The organism is Curvibacter sp. APW13 (assembly GCF_032337135.1).
In the GTDB taxonomy this organism is placed as follows: domain Bacteria; phylum Pseudomonadota; class Gammaproteobacteria; order Burkholderiales; family Burkholderiaceae_C; genus Allorhodoferax.
In genome coordinates, this window is the sequence record NZ_JAVXZZ010000001.1 from 1,629,927 (window position 1) to 1,646,383 (window position 16,457).

14 protein-coding genes are annotated in these 16,457 nt (G+C 63.9%); 9 read left to right on the forward strand and 5 right to left on the reverse strand.

Translation table 11 applies throughout. The features are described from left to right. Positions 1 to 7: 7 nt before the first annotated feature. Entirely contained in the window at positions 8 to 1,051 is a 1,044-nt protein-coding gene (locus RQP54_RS07605) for a type IV pilus twitching motility protein PilT (protein ID WP_315677583.1), read from the reverse strand. Between the two features lie 57 nt (positions 1,052 to 1,108). Between RQP54_RS07605 and RQP54_RS07610 the strand changes: the two genes are divergently transcribed. Together RQP54_RS07610 and RQP54_RS07615 are read left to right on the forward strand one after the other, a co-directional pair. Further along, the gene (locus RQP54_RS07610) at positions 1,109 to 1,816 is read left to right on the forward strand and encodes a YggS family pyridoxal phosphate-dependent enzyme (RefSeq protein WP_315677584.1); all 708 of its coding nucleotides are present in this window, start codon (positions 1,109 to 1,111) and stop codon (positions 1,814 to 1,816) included. After that, positions 1,797 to 3,089 (forward strand): hypothetical protein, encoded by a 1,293-nt coding sequence (locus RQP54_RS07615; RefSeq protein ID WP_315677585.1) that lies wholly within the window; start codon positions 1,797 to 1,799, stop codon positions 3,087 to 3,089. The genes RQP54_RS07610 and RQP54_RS07615 overlap by 20 nt, the downstream gene beginning before the upstream one ends. An 82-nt stretch (positions 3,090 to 3,171) precedes the next feature. Here RQP54_RS07615 and RQP54_RS07620 read toward each other — a convergent pair whose 3' ends face one another. The 3 genes from RQP54_RS07620 to RQP54_RS07630 all read right to left on the reverse strand — a co-directional run bounded on the left by RQP54_RS07620 (position 3,172) and on the right by RQP54_RS07630 (position 4,703). Beyond that, on the reverse strand, positions 3,172 to 3,738 hold the full coding sequence (locus tag RQP54_RS07620; protein WP_315677586.1) for a DUF3617 domain-containing protein: 567 nt from the start codon (positions 3,736 to 3,738) through the stop codon (positions 3,172 to 3,174). Positions 3,739 to 3,804: 66 nt separating this feature from the next. Next, positions 3,805 to 4,281, reverse strand: a complete 477-nt coding sequence (locus RQP54_RS07625; RefSeq protein WP_315677587.1) for an Lrp/AsnC ligand binding domain-containing protein — start codon at positions 4,279 to 4,281, stop codon at positions 3,805 to 3,807. Then, positions 4,278 to 4,703 carry an Lrp/AsnC family transcriptional regulator gene (locus RQP54_RS07630; RefSeq protein WP_315677588.1) on the reverse strand — a complete coding sequence of 142 codons (426 nt, stop codon included), beginning with the start codon at positions 4,701 to 4,703 and terminating at the stop codon, positions 4,278 to 4,280. The genes RQP54_RS07625 and RQP54_RS07630 overlap by 4 nt, the downstream gene beginning before the upstream one ends. A gap of 129 nt (positions 4,704 to 4,832) precedes the next feature. Between RQP54_RS07630 and RQP54_RS07635 the strand changes: the two genes are divergently transcribed. The 3 genes from RQP54_RS07635 to RQP54_RS07645 all read left to right on the forward strand — a co-directional run bounded on the left by RQP54_RS07635 (position 4,833) and on the right by RQP54_RS07645 (position 8,401). Next, the gene (locus tag RQP54_RS07635) at positions 4,833 to 5,924 is read left to right on the forward strand and encodes an ornithine cyclodeaminase (protein WP_315677589.1); all 1,092 of its coding nucleotides are present in this window, start codon (positions 4,833 to 4,835) and stop codon (positions 5,922 to 5,924) included. Continuing rightward, positions 5,921 to 6,847: an arginase gene (gene rocF, locus RQP54_RS07640; RefSeq protein ID WP_315677590.1), complete on the forward strand. Its 927-nt coding sequence runs from the start codon at positions 5,921 to 5,923 to the stop codon at positions 6,845 to 6,847. Before RQP54_RS07635 ends, rocF begins: the two co-directional genes overlap by 4 nt. 180 nt (positions 6,848 to 7,027) lie before the next feature. Continuing rightward, complete coding sequence (locus tag RQP54_RS07645; protein WP_315677591.1) at positions 7,028 to 8,401, forward strand: hypothetical protein; 1,374 nt, start codon at positions 7,028 to 7,030, stop codon at positions 8,399 to 8,401. A 22-nt stretch (positions 8,402 to 8,423) separates the two neighbouring features. Here RQP54_RS07645 and RQP54_RS07650 read toward each other — a convergent pair whose 3' ends face one another. Further along, positions 8,424 to 9,389 carry an FAD:protein FMN transferase gene (locus tag RQP54_RS07650; RefSeq protein ID WP_315677592.1) on the reverse strand — a complete coding sequence of 322 codons (966 nt, stop codon included), beginning with the start codon at positions 9,387 to 9,389 and terminating at the stop codon, positions 8,424 to 8,426. Between the two features lie 305 nt (positions 9,390 to 9,694). On the opposite strand from RQP54_RS07650, the gene nosZ reads away from it, so the two are divergent. The 4 genes from nosZ (at position 9,695) to RQP54_RS07670 (ending at position 16,456) form a co-directional block, all read left to right on the forward strand. Continuing rightward, a complete protein-coding gene (gene nosZ, locus RQP54_RS07655; protein WP_315677593.1) occupies positions 9,695 to 11,611 on the forward strand; it encodes a TAT-dependent nitrous-oxide reductase in 1,917 nt (638 codons plus the stop codon). 61 nt (positions 11,612 to 11,672) lie between these two features. Next, positions 11,673 to 14,279 carry a 4Fe-4S binding protein gene (locus RQP54_RS07660; RefSeq protein WP_315677594.1) on the forward strand — a complete coding sequence of 869 codons (2,607 nt, stop codon included), beginning with the start codon at positions 11,673 to 11,675 and terminating at the stop codon, positions 14,277 to 14,279. Between the two features lie 10 nt (positions 14,280 to 14,289). Continuing rightward, complete coding sequence (locus RQP54_RS07665) at positions 14,290 to 15,552, forward strand: nitrous oxide reductase family maturation protein NosD (protein ID WP_315677595.1); 1,263 nt, start codon at positions 14,290 to 14,292, stop codon at positions 15,550 to 15,552. Next, positions 15,527 to 16,456, forward strand: coding sequence for an ABC transporter ATP-binding protein (locus RQP54_RS07670; protein WP_315677596.1), 930 nt, complete (start codon positions 15,527 to 15,529; stop codon positions 16,454 to 16,456). The genes RQP54_RS07665 and RQP54_RS07670 overlap by 26 nt, the downstream gene beginning before the upstream one ends. The last annotated feature ends 1 nt before the right edge of the window (position 16,457 follow it).

Genomic DNA, 16,457 nt, shown 5'->3' on the forward strand with positions numbered 1-16,457 from the left:
GACTGGGTTAGCCGGGGAAATTCTCGGGAATCTTCGCTTTCGAACGCGCCTCGGCCGGGCTGATCACGTTGCGCCGCACCAGGTCGGTCAGGTTCTGGTCCAGCGTCTGCATGCCCACGCTGTTGCCGGTCTGGATGGCCGAGTACATCTGGGCCACCTTGGCCTCGCGGATCAGGTTGCGGATGGCGCTGGTGCCCAGCATGATCTCGTGGGCCGCCACGCGGCCCTGGCCGTCCTTGGTCTTGCACAGGGTCTGCGAAATGACGGCCTGCAGCGACTCGGACAGCATGGCGCGCACCATTTCCTTTTCTTCGGCCGGGAACACGTCGATGATCCGGTCGATGGTCTTGGCGGCACTGGAGGTGTGCAGCGTGCCGAACACCAGGTGGCCGGTTTCCGCCGCGGTCATGGCCAGGCGGATGGTTTCGAGGTCACGCATTTCACCCACCAGGATCGCGTCCGGGTCTTCACGCAGGGCGGACTTCAGCGCGGCGGCGAACGACAGGGTGTGCGGCCCCACTTCGCGCTGGTTGATCAGGCACTTCTTGGATTCGTGCACGAATTCGATCGGGTCTTCCACCGTGAGGATGTGGCCGAACTCGCTCTCGTTGAGGTAGTTGATCATGGCCGCCAGCGTGGTGGACTTGCCCGAACCGGTGGGGCCGGTCACCAGCACCATGCCGCGGGGCTTCAGGGCCAGGTCGGCAAAGATCTTGGGGGCGTTGAGCTGCTCCAGCGTGAGGATCTTGCTCGGAATGGTCCGGAACACCGCGCCGGCACCGCGGTTGTGGTTGAAGGCATTGACACGGAAACGCGCTAGGCCGTCGATCTCGAACGAGAAGTCGATTTCGAGAAACTCTTCGTAGTGCTTGCGCTGCCCATCGTTCATGATGTCGTACACCATGGCGTGCACCTGCTTGTGGTCGAGCGCCTCCACGTTGATGCGGCGCACGTCGCCGTGGACACGGATCATGGGGGGCAGACCGGCGGAGAGGTGCAAGTCCGAAGCTTTGTTCTTGACGCTGAAGGCCAGCAGTTGGGTGATGTCCACAGAAGTCTCCGAAGGGTGGGCGGATAAGGCGCTTTTGTTTGCTACGCTTGGAGCATTATGACCATGATTGCCGACAATCTCCATCAGGTGCAGGCCCGAATCGACGCCGGCGTGGCGGCCGCTGGGCGGGTCCTTGGCAGTGTGCAGTTGTTGGCCGTTTCCAAGACCTTCGGGCCCGATGCAGTACGCGATGCGTTTGCGGCTGGGCAACATGCCTTTGGCGAAAACTACATCCAGGAGGCGGTGGACAAAATCACCGCTCTGGCTGACCTGCGCTCCCAGCTGCAGTGGCACTGCATTGGCCCCATCCAGAGCAACAAGACGCGCCCGGTGGCGGAACACTTCGACTGGGTACACACGGTGGACCGGCTGAAGATCGCCCAGCGCCTAAGTGACCAGCGCCCGGCCGACATGGCGCCCTTGCAGGTCTGCATCCAGGTCAACGTGGATGGTGGTCCTACCAAGTCGGGTGTGGCGCCGGAGGAGGCCCTGGCGCTGGCCCGCGCCGTCGCCGCACTGCCGCGCCTGCAACTGCGCGGCCTCATGTGCATCCCCGAGCCCGCTCCTAATTTTGAAGCTGCCTGCGCAGTATTTGCAAGGGCTAGAGCCCTATTTGATTCCCTGAATGCCCAGGGGTTGGCGCTCGACACCCTGTCCATGGGCATGAGCGCCGACCTGGAGGCCGCCATCCACAGCGGCAGCACCCTGGTGCGCGTGGGCAGCGCCATCTTCGGGGCACGGGACTATGGCACAACTGCGCACTGAGCGGTGCCGCAAACGCGAGGAAACCAGGGTGGACCCAATGATCAGCGCCCCGCGGCGCAGCAAGCTGGCCGTAGTGCGTGCGCTGGGGCTTCTGAGCCTGCTGGCTGCCACAGCGGCCTGCAGCAGCGACCCGAGCAGCACCGCACGTGTGGTGTACGACAAGCAGGTGCAGGTGCCGTTTCCACCAGAGTTGGTGCAGGCAGGTGTCAAGGGCATCCAGTTTCGCCACTTTGATTGGAACGCGCAGACGGATGAAATTGCGGCCAGCGCCGAACAAGGCCCCTGGGTCTACATCGTCAACGCCAAGACGGGGGAAACCAAAACGCTGCGCAGTGGCGTGCGTGGCGGCGGGCGAAAAGTGGCATGGATACCGGGAACGACCCGACTGGTGGCCGAGCGCACCCAGTCGGACGGCAAGGTGACTGAGCTGTTCGCCCGCGTGTACGACACCAGCAAGGGGCCGGAGGACTTTCAGGAAACGCCCTCGTCCAATGTGATGGATGTGGTGCGCGGAACCGTACTGCCGGATGGTCGCAAAGGTTTTTTAGTGTTTGGCTACCCCCGCAAAATGCCCAATGAAAAGGGGGAACTAGTGCGCGTAGAACACTACGCCGCTCTTTACGCAGAACCCGACTGGAAACTGGTACGCACGGTGCGAGGTTATCCCAAGGACGACAACGACTACCAAATCGAAAGAGCCGATGCCGCCAATACACCGCGCGGCCTACTGGTAGCTACACAGGCCTACAACACCTACCGACCTACGGGAGTACCGGCCACCGATGGCAGCGGTCGGATGCAACGACCCGACGAAATCCGGGTCATCAACCTCAATACCCAAAAGATTGAATGCGAGATCGATATTCACGATGGGGATTACACGGATTGGGCCCATGGAGATAGAAGACACGCTTTGTCGCTTGACGGCAAATGGTTGGCGGTAGTGGCTGTATGGAATATTGATCTGTATGACATGACAACGTGTCGCCGCAAATACCAGCTATCAAAGGGGGATGTTATGCATAGCACTCCACCCTTTGGGGGTCAGGCGAGTTTGCGATTTACACATGACTCTCAATACCTGATTACCGTCGGTGGCGATATCCGTACCAAGTTGGGTGGCTACTTGAACGTGTGGCGTGTGCAGGATGCCCGGCACATCTACGGGGAGCAGGTGGAAACACCGGAGGCCTTGGGAGTTTCGCCCACTGACAACCGATTTATCGTTGGCCATCAGCGCGGTGACATCAGTTTTTTCCGCATCAAGGACTGAACCGGTTCCTTGGCATGGTTTCAATACAGATTTGCTACTCAATTAATAGCTTTGTACGTAGTATTTCTTGGGGCCAGGGCCATTATTTGCCCGGTGATTGCCCCAGCGGCTTGATGTTGCCGCAATCCGCGCCGAGCCACTTGCCGCTGCCCTGCATGTCCATCTTTTCGGGTTGGCCCTTGACGGTGGTGGTCATGGCCATCCTCATGCTGTAGGCCTCGCGGCCCTGGAACGTGACTTCACCCTCGCCGCTGCTGGGCGGGTTGGTGCAGGTAAAGCTGTACTTCATGGTGTTGCCGACGCGAGGAGACTGGGTGTGCTTGCAGTCACCGCGGCGCTCGGCCGGTATCTCGTTGCGCTCGGCCATGTCCTTGCTCATGCACACCTTCATGCGCATGCCGCCATCACCGGCGGGGCCGCCCATCTGCATGCCCTGCTTGGCCATCATGTCCTGCACCATCTTTCGTTGCTCGGGCGACATCGACGCCATCTGCTGGTTCATCTGTTCCATGGCACCCGCCATGCGCCCGCCTTGGGCGCCCTGCATCTGGGTGGTAATTTCCCACAGGCCGGGCTGCAGGGTCTGGGCATGGCCCAGGGCGGCGCAGGCTGTCAGCCCGACGGTAGTGATGGCGCGAAGCAGTGGCATGGCATGGCCTCCTCAAAAGGCCATTGTGCGCCGCGCGACCGTGTTTGGAAAGCCTCGGCCCGAAGGCTAGCCGAGCGGGATGTGGGTGCTGCTCTTGACCTCTTCCATCACCGCGTAGGTGCGGGTCTCGCGCACGCCGGGCAGCTGCCACAGCACGGTGCCGGCAAAGGCGCGGTAGGCGTTCATGTCGGCCATGCGGGTCTTGAGCAGGTAGTCGAAGCCGCCGGCCACCATGTGGCACTCCATGATTTCGGCGCGCACCTGCACCGCGGCCCGGAATTCGTCGAACACATGCGGGGTGGTCTTGTCGAGCAGCACTTCCACGAACACCAGCATGCCGGCGCCCAGCTTGAGCGGGTTGAGCCGCGCCTCATAACCCAGGATGAAGCCATCCTTGGTGAGTCGTTGCACCCGCGCCAGCACTGCCGTGGGCGACAGGCTCACGGTTTCGGCCAGCTTGAGGTTGGAGATGCGCCCATCTTCCTGCAGGCAGCGCAGGATCTTGAGGTCGATGCGGTCCAGTTCGGCGTTCTTGTCGGTCATGACAGGCGGTAGGTTTCGAGGTGGATGCTGGTTTCTGTACTGCTGATGCCGCGGATCAGGCGGATGCGCTCCAGCACCTTGGAGAGTTCCGACAGGTTAGCGGCGCGCAATTCGGCCAGCAAGTCCCAGCGCCCGTTGGTGTCGTGCAGGGCAGCCACCCCCGGCTCGCCCAACAGGCTGGCGATCACGGCGCGGGTTTCGTTGCCCTCCACGGCCACGCTCATCCAGGCATGGATTTCATTGGGCTGGGCATCGGGGCGCAGGCGCACCGTGTATCCCACGATGGTGCCGTTGTCTTCGAGGCGGGTGATGCGGTTGGTGACAGTGCCGCGGGAAACACCGAGCTTGGCGGACAGGGTCGCCACGCTGGTGCGTGCATCCTTGCGCAAGAGCGCAATGAGTTGGTGGTCTATTTCATCCATGGCTGACTATTTGGCAATATGAACTATCTATTTGTCAAGTTTTTGACGAAAAGCTAGCATAGTTGACGATTTACTTTGATATGGCGTTTGCAGACACTTCTCCAAGCTTTGATTGACAGGAGACACACCATGCAAAACACCAAGACCGTCAGCACCCAATTCCTCAGCGTTCAGGACGTCGCCGCCATCGTCGGCCGCGTCGGCATCCGCACGGTGCTGGAGCGTTTGGCCCAGCGCATTGACGCCGACTACCAGCGCTGGCAGTCCTTCGACAAGGTGGCCCGCGTGGCAGCCCATTCCGCCGAGGGCGTGATCGAACTCATGCCCATTGCCGACGACACCACCTATACCTTCAAGTACGTCAATGGTCACCCCAAAAACACCAAGGACGGCCTGCCCACCGTCATGGCCTTCGGCGTGCTGGCCGACGTCGACACCGGTGCGCCCGAACTGCTGACCGAGCTGACCCTGACCACGGCGCTGCGCACGGCCGCCATGTCGGCCGTGGCTGCCCGCGCGCTGGCCCGTCCCAACAGCAAAACCATGGCCCTGATCGGCAATGGCGCGCAGGGAGAGTTCCAGGCCCTGGCTTTCCACTACCTCAACGGCATCGAAGAGATCCGCCTGTTCGACATCGACCCCGCCGCTACAGCCAAGCTCATGGACAACCTGGCCCACACCGACCTGCGTTTCGTGGTGTGCAACAGCACGGCTGAGGCAGTGCGCGGTGCCGACATCGTGACCACCGTCACGGCCGACAAGACCAATGCCGTGATCCTGAGTGCCGACATGCTGGAGCGCGGCATGCACATCAACGGCGTCGGTGGTGACTGCCCCGGCAAGACCGAGATCCACCCCGACGTGCTGCGTGCATCGAACTGCTTCGTGCAGTACGAACCCCAGACCCGCATCGAAGGCGACCTGCAGCACATGCCAGCCGACTTCGCCGTCACCGAACTGTGGCGCGTGCTGCGTGGCGAAGCCGCCGGGCGTACCTCGGAGCAGGAAATCACCTTCTTCGACTCGGTAGGCTTCGCGCTGGAAGACTACTCGGCACTGTGCCTGCTGCGTGACCTGGCCCTGGAGCTGGGCATGGGGCAGAAGGTGTCGCTGGTGCCCAACCTGCCCAACCCCAAGGACCTGTTCAGCCTGATCCGCCCGGCCCAGGCCGCGGGCCTGCGCGTGGTGGGGGCTGACACCGAGCTGGCACTGGCGGCATGACCACCTCCCCCTACACCTCCGTCAGCCTCATCGGCGCTCCCACCGACATCGGCGCCGGCGCCCGTGGCGCCAGCATGGGCCCCGAGGCCCTGCGTGTCGCCAACATCGGTGCCGTATTGGCCAGCCACGGCCTGGACGTAGCCGATCGCGGCAACTTGAGCGGCCCGCCCAACCCCTGGCTGCCCCCGGTCGATGGCTACCGCCACCTCGACGAAGTCGTCCACTGGAACCGCGCCCTGCACGATGCGGTGTACGCCGAACTCGGACTGGGCCGCATGCCCATCGTGCTGGGCGGTGACCACTGTCTGGGCATCGGCTCCATCTCGGCCGTGGCCCGCCACTGCCGTGACACCGGCAAGAAACTGCGCATCCTGTGGCTCGACGCCCATGCCGACTTCAACACCAGTGCCCTCACCCCCAGCGGCAACATCCACGGCATGCCCGTCGCCTGCCTGTGCGGCTTTGGCCCGAAGGAACTCATCGAGATCGGCGGCCAGGTGCCGGCCATTTCCCCGAAGTGGGTGCGCCAGATTGGTATTCGCAGCGTCGACCCCGGCGAGAAGCGCTTCGTGCACGAGCAGAACATCGAAGTCTTCGACATGCGCTACATCGACGAGATGGGCATGCGCTCGGCCATGGAGATGGCCCTGGCCCTGATGGACGCCAACACCCATCTGCACGTGAGCTTCGATGTCGACTTTCTCGACCCCGAGATCGCGCCCGGGGTGGGCACCACCGTGCGTGGGGGCCCGACCTACCGCGAAGCGCAGCTGTGCATGGAGATGATTGCCGACACCGGGCGCCTGGCCAGCCTGGACGTGGTGGAGCTCAACCCGGCGCTGGACATCCAGAACAGCACCGCCAATGTGGCGGTGGACTTGATCGAGAGCCTGTTTGGCAAGAGCACGCTGATGCGCAAGTAGTGCTTGCCGCACGCTACGCTTGAAGGCATGGGCACCCCGATGCGGAAGTAGGGCCTGCTGCCGACTGCGGCTAGCGGCACCGTGTGTGCGTCCAATGGCACCTTGGAAGTCTGCGCAAGTGGATCGCAATCGGGAATAATCGCGTTCCGGGTGCCGCCGTGGCGCCGCCGGGAACTCGCCTTGCAAGAATCGCTGACCCTGTCTACTGTCCCCCCTGCGCCGGATGTGGCTACTGCCACGTCCGCGGAGGGGGCGCAACCCCTGTCCCACCTGGTCGCCCAGGTGCAGGCTTTGCGCAGCGTGGTCCAGAGCCAGAAGGCGCAGCTCCAGATTCTCCAGGCACAGCAGCAGGCCCAGCCCCTGGTGGGGTGGACCACCGATGCCCCGTGGGGATTGGCGCTGGAAGGGCTGGTGCTGGGCATGGTGGCGCTGGGTCTGGGGGCAGCATCGATGTGGGGGTTCCGACCCGCACCGGGGCGCAGGCCGGCGGTGGTTTCTCCGCCTCCAGCCGCCATTTCAGCGCCCCCTGCCTTCTCGGACAGCTTGCTGTACCTGGCGGACCAGGAGGATGAGCCTGACGCCCCTGTCGCGGTGCCCGCCAGCCTGCACGACCCGCGGTACGACCACCGTGGCCGCGTCTTTGCCCAGGACGAGGATGATGTGGAACTGGATTACTACCGCATGGCACTGACACGGCAAGGGCTGTCGGTCACGGCTGGAGCCGGGCGCGTCGACTCCGACCGGGTGCCCTTGGATGGTGGTGAAGATCGCCACGAGCATGCGCATGGCGAATCGGTCCCCAGCGCTTTTGCCAGCCCACCGTCAGGATTCGAGTTCGACCAGCGCGCGGCCGCTGAAGAGGTGGAGCGTGTCCGTCGCTACCTGGCGCAGCGCCGTGCTGACCGGGCCAAGGCCCATGAACAGGGCCTTGCGAGCAGCCCTGTGGCAGCGGCGCAGGAGCCGCCTCCAGCGCGTCCGATCAGCGAAGAGGGGGGAACAGGCCACCAGGAAGCGGCGCAAGGGGCCATGACGTGGGAGGCCTTGCTTCCGAAAGAGGAGCAGCTGGCGGCGCCCCAGCAGCCGGTGATGGTCCCGCCGGAGCCCTCGTCCGCGGAGGGTGTTCCAGACCACACGGATTTGGCGGAAGGGGCATCCTTGCTCGCTGCATTGTCCGAGGAGGACACAGGCGTTGCAGGGATCACGCCCGCAACTGAAGCAGACACCGCGGATCCGGCCATGAACCTGCTCGAATGGGAGACGCCGGTGGCGGCCCAGACAGAGCCGGCGCAGGCCGTGTCCGATGACATGGCACCGGATGGCCTGGAGCTGGGCTTGCCCAACGCGGCGGTTCAGTTGCAGTTGGCCCAGGAATTCCGCGACCTCGGGCTGTGGGACGAGGCCCGCGAGCGCGTGCTGGAGATTCTGGCGCAGCCCGATGATGGACACCACGCTCAGGCCCAGGCCTTGCTCGACGAGCTGGCCCAGACAGCACCCGCGCGTCTGGAGGTGGAGCCGGAGTTCAGGGACCCCTGGAGCCTGCCTGGCGAGGGCTGAGCGCTGGCCGTACTGGCGCGCTTCAGGCCTGCAGCAATGCGCGCATGCCCGTGCTCATCCAGATGCTGCGGTCACGCTCCACCACCAGGCCCTGAACACCGGGTGCCTGCGCCAGCTGCCGCTGCGCGAAGCGGCGCCCTGCCACCAGGGTGGCTGCCCCCCAACCGTTGACCTCTGCGGCCTCACGGGCGACGAATACGGCGCCATGCGGCCCTTGGGCGGGGTAGCCCGTGCGCGGGTCCAACACATGGTGGTAGTGCCGGCCGTCGCGGTCAAAGCAGCGCTCGTAGTCGCCGGACGATGCGACGATGCCGTCGTGCAGGGCAAGGGTTCCGAGTACGCGGTCGGGTTGGCGCGGGTCACGTATCCCGATGCGCCAGGGCATACCCTGGTTGCCTCCGCTGACCAGCACGTCGCCGCCACCATTGAGCATGGCGCTTTCAATGCCACCGGCACGCAAGGCGGCCATGCCTGCCTGCAGGATGGGCAGTTTTGCTATTCCCCCCAGATCCAGTCGTGTGCCCGAACGCCGTAGCCGGGCCGTGCGGTGCACGGGGTCCAGCACCAGATGGGACTGCTTGACCAGGGGAAGCTGTGCGCGCACCGTTTCCGCACTGGCCACGTGCTCGTGTCCCGGGCGGAAGTCCCAGTCGCGCAGTGACCCGACGGTGACATCGAATGCACCCTGGCTGCTGGCGCCGAGGGTCAGCGCGCTCTGCAGCACGGCAAACAACTCGGGCGGCACGGGCTGCGGTGCCTGGCCGGCGGCTGCATGCAGGCGGTCCAGGGCGTTGTCCGCCACATAGCGGCTCATCATCTGTTCCAGGCGGGCCATGGTCAGCCAGGCGGCATCCATGGCGTCGTGGGCTTGCTGGGCGTTGGCGTGGTTGACCTGCAGATCAATCTGGGTGCCCAACAGGGTGCGCTGGGTTCTCTGTGTGCCCGCACGCGCCATGGGAGGCACCAGCCACAGCGCGCCCAGTGCCATCGGGGCACCAAGCAGCGTCCGTCGGCGAAGCGGTGCGCAGGACGTTGGAATAGCCGAAAGGGAAGGATGGGATGAAGGCATGCAATTCTCCGGCGCAGGCATCAACGCCCACAGTACGGGAGCAGCGATGCTCGCACGGGTCGGCAGGCCGTGCACGGGCAGCTTCCAGACTTTTGATGCGAATTTGATTTTTTATAAGTCACAAACCGTGGCCCAGGCGCACGATAGCCCTCGCCCTGGTAAGGCAACGCGCACTGACGCTCCAACAACGAGAGCGCAGGCGAACTTCAAACAAGGATCAGATCATGAGTCACGACGATCAACTGGCGGCAAAGGGAATCGGCCGCCGTGGTTTCATCAACACCGCCGCCCTCGCCAGCCTCGCTGGCGTAGTGGCCTGTACCGAAAAGCCGGCCGAGAGCGCTGCTGCAGCCCCTGCAGCCCCTGCAGCCGGTGGTCATGCAGCGCCCGCGGGTGTGCATCCCAAGCCCGGTGAACTCGACAGCTACTACGGCCTGTGGAGTGGCGGTCATACCGGTGACGTGCGCGTGCTGGGCCTGCCTTCGGGTCGCGAAATCCACCGCATTCCGGTGTTCAACCCCGATGCGCTGGTGGGCTGGGGCATCACCAACGAATCCAAGAAGGTCATGGGCACCAAGGCCAATGGCGATCTGCGCTACACCGTGGCCGACACCCACCACGTGCATGCCTCCTACAAGGACGGCAACTACGACGGCCGCTATGCCTGGGTGAACGACAAGATCAACGGCCGCATGGCCCGCATCCGCCTGGACTACTTTGTCTGCGACAAGATCACCGAGATCCCCAACATCCAGGGCTTCCACGGCATCTTCCCGGACAAGGCCGACCCGGTTGATCCCAAGATCAACTACACCACCCGCGTGTTCGCCGGTGCCGAGTTCTCCATCCCCCTGCCCAACAACGGCAAGGACGCTGGCAAGGCCGAGGCCTACCGTTCGCTGTTCACCTGCGTGGATGCCGAGACCATGGAAGTGCGCTGGCAGGCCCTGATCGACGGCAACTGCGACCTGGTGGCAACGTCCTACGACGGCAAGCTCGCTGCCACCAACCAGTACAACACCGAAATGGGTGCCGTGTACGCGGACATGATGTCGGCCGAGCGCGATGCCTGTGCCTTCTTCAACATTGCCCGCATCGAAGAGGCTGTGAAGGCCGGAAAGTCCAAGACCTATGGCGACTCCAAGGTACCGGTGGTGGATTGCACCCGTGCATCCAACAAGGACCCCAAGACCGCCCTGGTCGGCTACGTGTCGGTTCCCAAGAACCCGCACGGCGTCAATGCATCGCCCGATGGCAAGTACTTCATCTGCGCCGGCAAGCTCTCGCCCACCGGTACCGTGATCGAACTGGCCAAAGTGCTCGACTGGTTCGACGGCAAGATGGAAAAACTCGACGACGCGATCGTGGCCGAAGTCGAACTGGGTCTGGGACCGCTGCATACTGCCTTCGACGGCCGTGGCAATGCCTACACCACCCTGTTCCTGGACAGCCAGGTCGTCAAGTGGAACATCGAGAAGGCCATTGCCTTCCACAAGGGCGACAAGAACGCCAAGTACGTGGTGGACCGCGTGGACCTGTCCTACCAGCCGGGCCACCTGAACGCCTCGCAGTCCGAGACCAAGGCGGCCGACGGCAAGTGGCTGGCCATTGGCTGCAAATTCTCCAAGGACCGCTTCCTGCCTGTGGGCCCGCTGCACCCGGAGAACGAGCAGTTGGTGGACATTTCGGGCGACAAGATGACCCTGGTGGCCGACCACCCGGTACGTGGCGAACCGCATGACTTCATCATCTTCAAGCGCGACCTGCTCAAGCCAAAGCAAGTCTATGAACTCGATGACTTCCCGCTGGCGACCAAGGACCCGGCCCAGGGCGGCATCAAGCGCGAAGGCAACAAGGTCACCGTGCGCCTGACCTCGCAGGCCCCAGCCTTCAGCATGACCGAAATCAAGCTGAAGAAGGGTGACAACGTGACCCTGATCCTGACCAACCTCGACAAGGTGGAAGACCTGACCCACGGTTTTGCGATTCCGAAGTACAACGTGAACTTCATCGTGAATCCGCAGGAAACCGCCTCGGTGTCTTTCGTGGCCGACAAGCCCGGCATTTTCTGGGCCTACTGCACGCACTTCTGCCACGCGCTGCACCTGGAGATGCGCTCGCGCATCATCGTCGAAGGCTGAGTCTTTGCCTGAAACGTTCCGGCACGGGATCGATCACCGTGCCGGAATGGAGAAGTTGTTCATGCTTTATCTACCAAAGCGATTTGCGGCCTTCTTGGCCGCCTTTTTTTTCGCATGGCTCCCTGTGTTGGCCTGGGGTGGTGCGTATGAGGCGCACTTGCCGGATGACCTGGCAACGGCCAAGGACCTGTGCGCCCTGCTGCCGTGCAAGGATGTCTTTCCGGGGGCACTGAGCTTCTCCGAGCGCATGGGCTCGCCGCCCTACGTGCAGGCCTTCGGCGAACCCGAAGCGTCGGGCAAGAAGAAGCTGCTGGGCTATGTGATGCTGTCCACCGACATCACCGACACGCCGGCCTATTCCGGCAAGCCCGTGGTCACGCTGATCGGCATGGACGTGCAGGGCCGTTATGTGGGCGTGAAGGTGCTCAAGCATTCCGAACCCATCCTGCTGCTCGGGATCCCCGAGTCGGCTCTTATCAAATTCAACGACCAGTACCTGGGCAAGTCGGTGGCCGACAAGATCGAAGTCGGCCCGTCGCGCCCGGATGAGAAGGTGCTGGGGGTGGACGCCATTTCGGGTGCCACCGTGACCGTGATCGCCCAGAACCAGGTCATGCGCCTGTCGGGGACGGCGGTGGCACGCCAGGTGGGTATTCTGGAGCCCGTGGTGCGTTCCGCGCCGAAGTATGCGGTGACCGGCGCGCGCTGGTCGTGGGCCGAGCTGGTGGACAAGGGGTTGGTGCAGCGCCTGTTGGTGCGGCCCGAGCAGGTGGGGCTGCCACGCGGCTCCGAGCCCTTCATCGAGATGTGGTTCGGCGACCTGAACCACCCGGATGTGGGCGCCAGCATCCTCGGCAAGAACGGCTTCGAGAGCCTGCGCTCGCGCATCAAGGACAACGAGTCGGCGCTGTTCATCATCCGAACCGCCGGTTTGGAGAGCTTCAAGGGTTCGGGCTTCGTGCGTGGCGGCATCTACGACCGCGTGCAGGTCAAGCAGGGGGGCGACTCCTTCACCTTCCGTGATACAGACTACTTCAACCTCTACGGTATCGAGGCGGCAGGAGCTCCCTCGTACACCGAGTCGGCCATTTTCGTCATCCGTGCACAGGGCTTCTCGGCTTCCTACCCCTGGAAACTGGCCTTCCTGGGCAACAAGGTGGACCGCGCCACCGGGCAGCGCACCTTTGCCAATTTCGATGCCAAGTACTGGCTACCGGCCGAGGTGCTGCAGGGCGGCCGCCCCGAAGTGCAGGAAGATGAGGAGCCCTGGAAACGGGTGTGGAAGACGCGGGCGTTGCCCATTGCGCTGTTTGCGCTGCTGCTGATTGCCGTGGGTGTGGTCTACGCCTATCGCGAGCGCCTGACCCGCCTGTCCACCCACAAGAACAAGTGGCCGGTCAATGCGTTCAAGTACACGGCCTGGGGCTTGAGCATCGGCTTTGTCGGCTTCGGTGTCATGGCGCAGCCGTCCATCACCCAGGTGCTCACCTGGTTCCATGCGTTGCTGTTCCAGTGGACCTGGTCGCTGTTCCTGTCGGACCCGTTCATCTTCCTGTTCTGGATCTTCATCATCGTCACCGTGTTCCTGTTCGGGCGCGGCCTGTTCTGCGGCTGGTTGTGCCCCTTCGGTTCGCTGTCCGAGGCGCTCTACAAGCTGGCCCGGGTACTGGGGCTTAAACGTTTCCAGTTCGAACTGCCCGCACGCTGGCACCACCGCCTCAAGTGGGTCAAGTACGCCATCTTCTTCGGTCTGCTCACCGTGTCCATGTTCTCCATGGGACTGGCCGAGGTACTGGCCGAAGTGGAGCCTTTCAAGACCACCTTCCTGGTGGGCATCCAGAACCGCGCCTGGCCCTACGGCCTGTTCGTGTGCGTATTGCTGGGCCTGTCGCTGTTCACCGAGCGCCCCTACTGCAAGTACATCTGCCCCTTGGGTGCCTCGCTGGCCATGCCCAGCACCTTCCGCTGGTTCGGCCTCAAGCGCAAGCAGGACTGCAACAGCTGCAAGGCCTGTGCCGTGGGCTGCGGTTCACAGGCCATCGATGCGGCCGGGCGCATTGACCACCGCGAATGCCTGCACTGCCTGGACTGCATGGTGCTGTACACCGACCAGAAAGGCTGCCCACCCTTGGCCAAGGAGCGCAAGCGCCGCGAACGCGACGGCCTGCAGATCACCCCCATCGGGGCCGATGGCTACTTCATCCCGATTCAACCGGTGGCGATGGATGCCAAGGTGGCCAACGGACCTGACCCTCGCATGCCCACCCCAGCGGTGGCCGTGGCGGGGCGGGACAACGCCCGCGGCCTGCAGTGGATCTGGCTCGAGTTGCGAGACCACCTGTGGCCCTGGAGCAGCGAAGGTGCCGGCAGTCGCCGTGCCTTGCAGTGGGCCGGTTATGCCCTGGCCGCCGCGGTGAGCGTGGCCTGGGTGCTTGCCGGCACCGGGCGGCTGTCGCAGGTCGCCATCATCGGCTGGTGGTTTGGCTGGAGCGTGTACGAGGTGCTGATCCGCCTGGATGCCAAGCGCTATGTCAAGGACGGCCCCTGGTGGAAGGATCGTTACCGCGAAGCCGGTGTGATGGACATGCTGAGCTACGTGGCCTTCAAGAACTTGTTGCTGGGTGCCGGGCTCTTCCTGGTACTGCGCGCGGCCGGTTGGTTGGTGTGATGATCGGGCAATGAAAAACGGTCTGCTTGTTACGGCCTTGCTGGCCACTTCTGCGCTGGCGCAGGCGGCGACCATTGCCGTGCCCGCAGGCGCGGACCTGCAGGCGGCCATCCACAGCGCACGCAGCGGCGATGTGCTGGAAATTGCCGCAGGGACCTACCGCGGCAATTTCCGCATCGACAAACCCTTGACCTTGCGCGGCCTCGGCCGCCCGGTGCTCGACGGGGGCCTGCAGGGCGATACGGTGCGTGTCATTGCCACCGACGTCACGCTCGAAGGCCTGCAGGTACGCAACTCGGGGGCCGACCTCAATGCCCAGAATGCCGGCGTCTATATCCAGCCCGGTGCCGACCGCGCCACGGTGCGCGACTGTGCACTGAGCTACAACCTGTTTGGCCTGTGGATCGAGAAGGCCAAGGATGTGCGCGTGGAGCGCAACAACATCACCGGCATGCGCGACCTCAATTCCTCGCAGCGCGGCAACGGAATCCAGCTCTACAACACCACGGGCGCCCGCATCATCGGCAACACCATCGGTTTCGTGCGCGATGCGCTCTACGTGGACGTGTCGCACCATGCCGAATTTCGGGGCAACAAGCTGCACCACAGCCGCTACGGCACGCACTACATGAACTCCTACTACAACCTGTGGGAGGACAACGACAGCTACTACAACCGCGGTGGGCTGGCGCTCATGGAAGTGAAGAACCAGACCGTGCGCAACAACCGTACCTGGGGCAACTCGGACCACGGCATCATGCTGCGCACCATGCAGGACTCGGTGGTCGAAGGCAACGTGATTGCGGGCAACAACCGTGGCTTCTTCATCTACGACGTGGAATATGTCAAGGTTTTGAATAACCTGGTGGTCGACAATCGTGTCGGAGTCCACCTGTCGGCGGGCTCCACGCGCAATGTGGTGGAAGGCAACGATTTCGTCTCCAACCGCGAGCAGGTGCGCTATGTGGGAGCCAAGGATGAAGTGTGGGGCAAGGAGCGTGGCAATTTCTGGAGCAACTACCTCGGGTGGGACCGCGACGCCGACGGCGTGGGCGATGTGCGCTACGAGGCCAACGACATGGTGGACCGGCTGACATGGCGCTACCCGCACATCAAGCTGTTGCTGGCCAGCCCGGCGGTGCAGGCGCTGCGCCTGGTGGCCCAGCAGTTCCCGGTGTTGCGCGTACCCAGCGTGGTGGACCCCAAGCCCCACATGGAACCCACCCACACGAATTGGAGTATCTGGCGTGACAAGCACTACCCCGGCCAATGACGTGGCAGTTGCTGCGCGTGGCGTGGCCAAGCAGTTCGGCCGCCTCAAGGCGGTCGACGGCGTCGACCTGGCCGTCCACCGCGGCGAGATCTTCGGCCTGATCGGCCACAACGGCGCGGGCAAGAGTACCCTGTTCAAGATGATGCTGGGTCTGCTGGTGCCCAGCAGTGGTCAGATCCAAGTGGACGGCGTGGACGTGCAGGGGCCGGACTTCCGTGCGGCTCGGCGGCGCATCGGCTACCTGCCCGAGCACGTGGTGCTGTACGACAACCTCAACGGGCTGGAGACCCTGCAGTTCTTCGCCCAACTCAAGGGTGCGCCCCTGGCGCAATGCCAGCCCGTGCTGGAGCAAGTGGGCCTCAAGCACGCGGGCAGTCGTCCGGTGCGCGAGTACTCCAAGGGCATGCGCCAGCGCCTCGGTTTTGCGCAGGCCTTGCTGGGCAACCCGCAGGTGCTGTTCCTGGACGAGCCCACCAATGGCCTGGACCCGCAGGCCATCCGCGACTTCTACACCACGCTGCGCGGCCTGTGCGCCCAGGGCGTGACCATCGTGATCACTTCGCACATCCTGGCCGAGCTGCAGGAGCGGGTGGACCGGCTGGGCATCATGGCCAACGGGCGCCTGCAGGCGGTGGGCACCGTGGCGGCCTTGCGCGCGCAGATGGACATGCCGCTGGTCATTGTGGCCCAGCTCAGCGCGCAAGGGCTGGTGGCGGCGCAGCAGAAGGTGCTGCGCCTGCCGGGCGTGACCTGCACCAGTGCACCCGGCGGGCTCTCGGTGCAGTGCCCGCGCGAACGCAAGGTGGACGTGTTGGCGGCCCTGAGCAGCCTGGGCAGCGAGGTGCACGATCTGCAGGTGCAGGAGCCCTCGCTCGAAGATGTGTTCCTGGGCTGGAAGGAGTAGC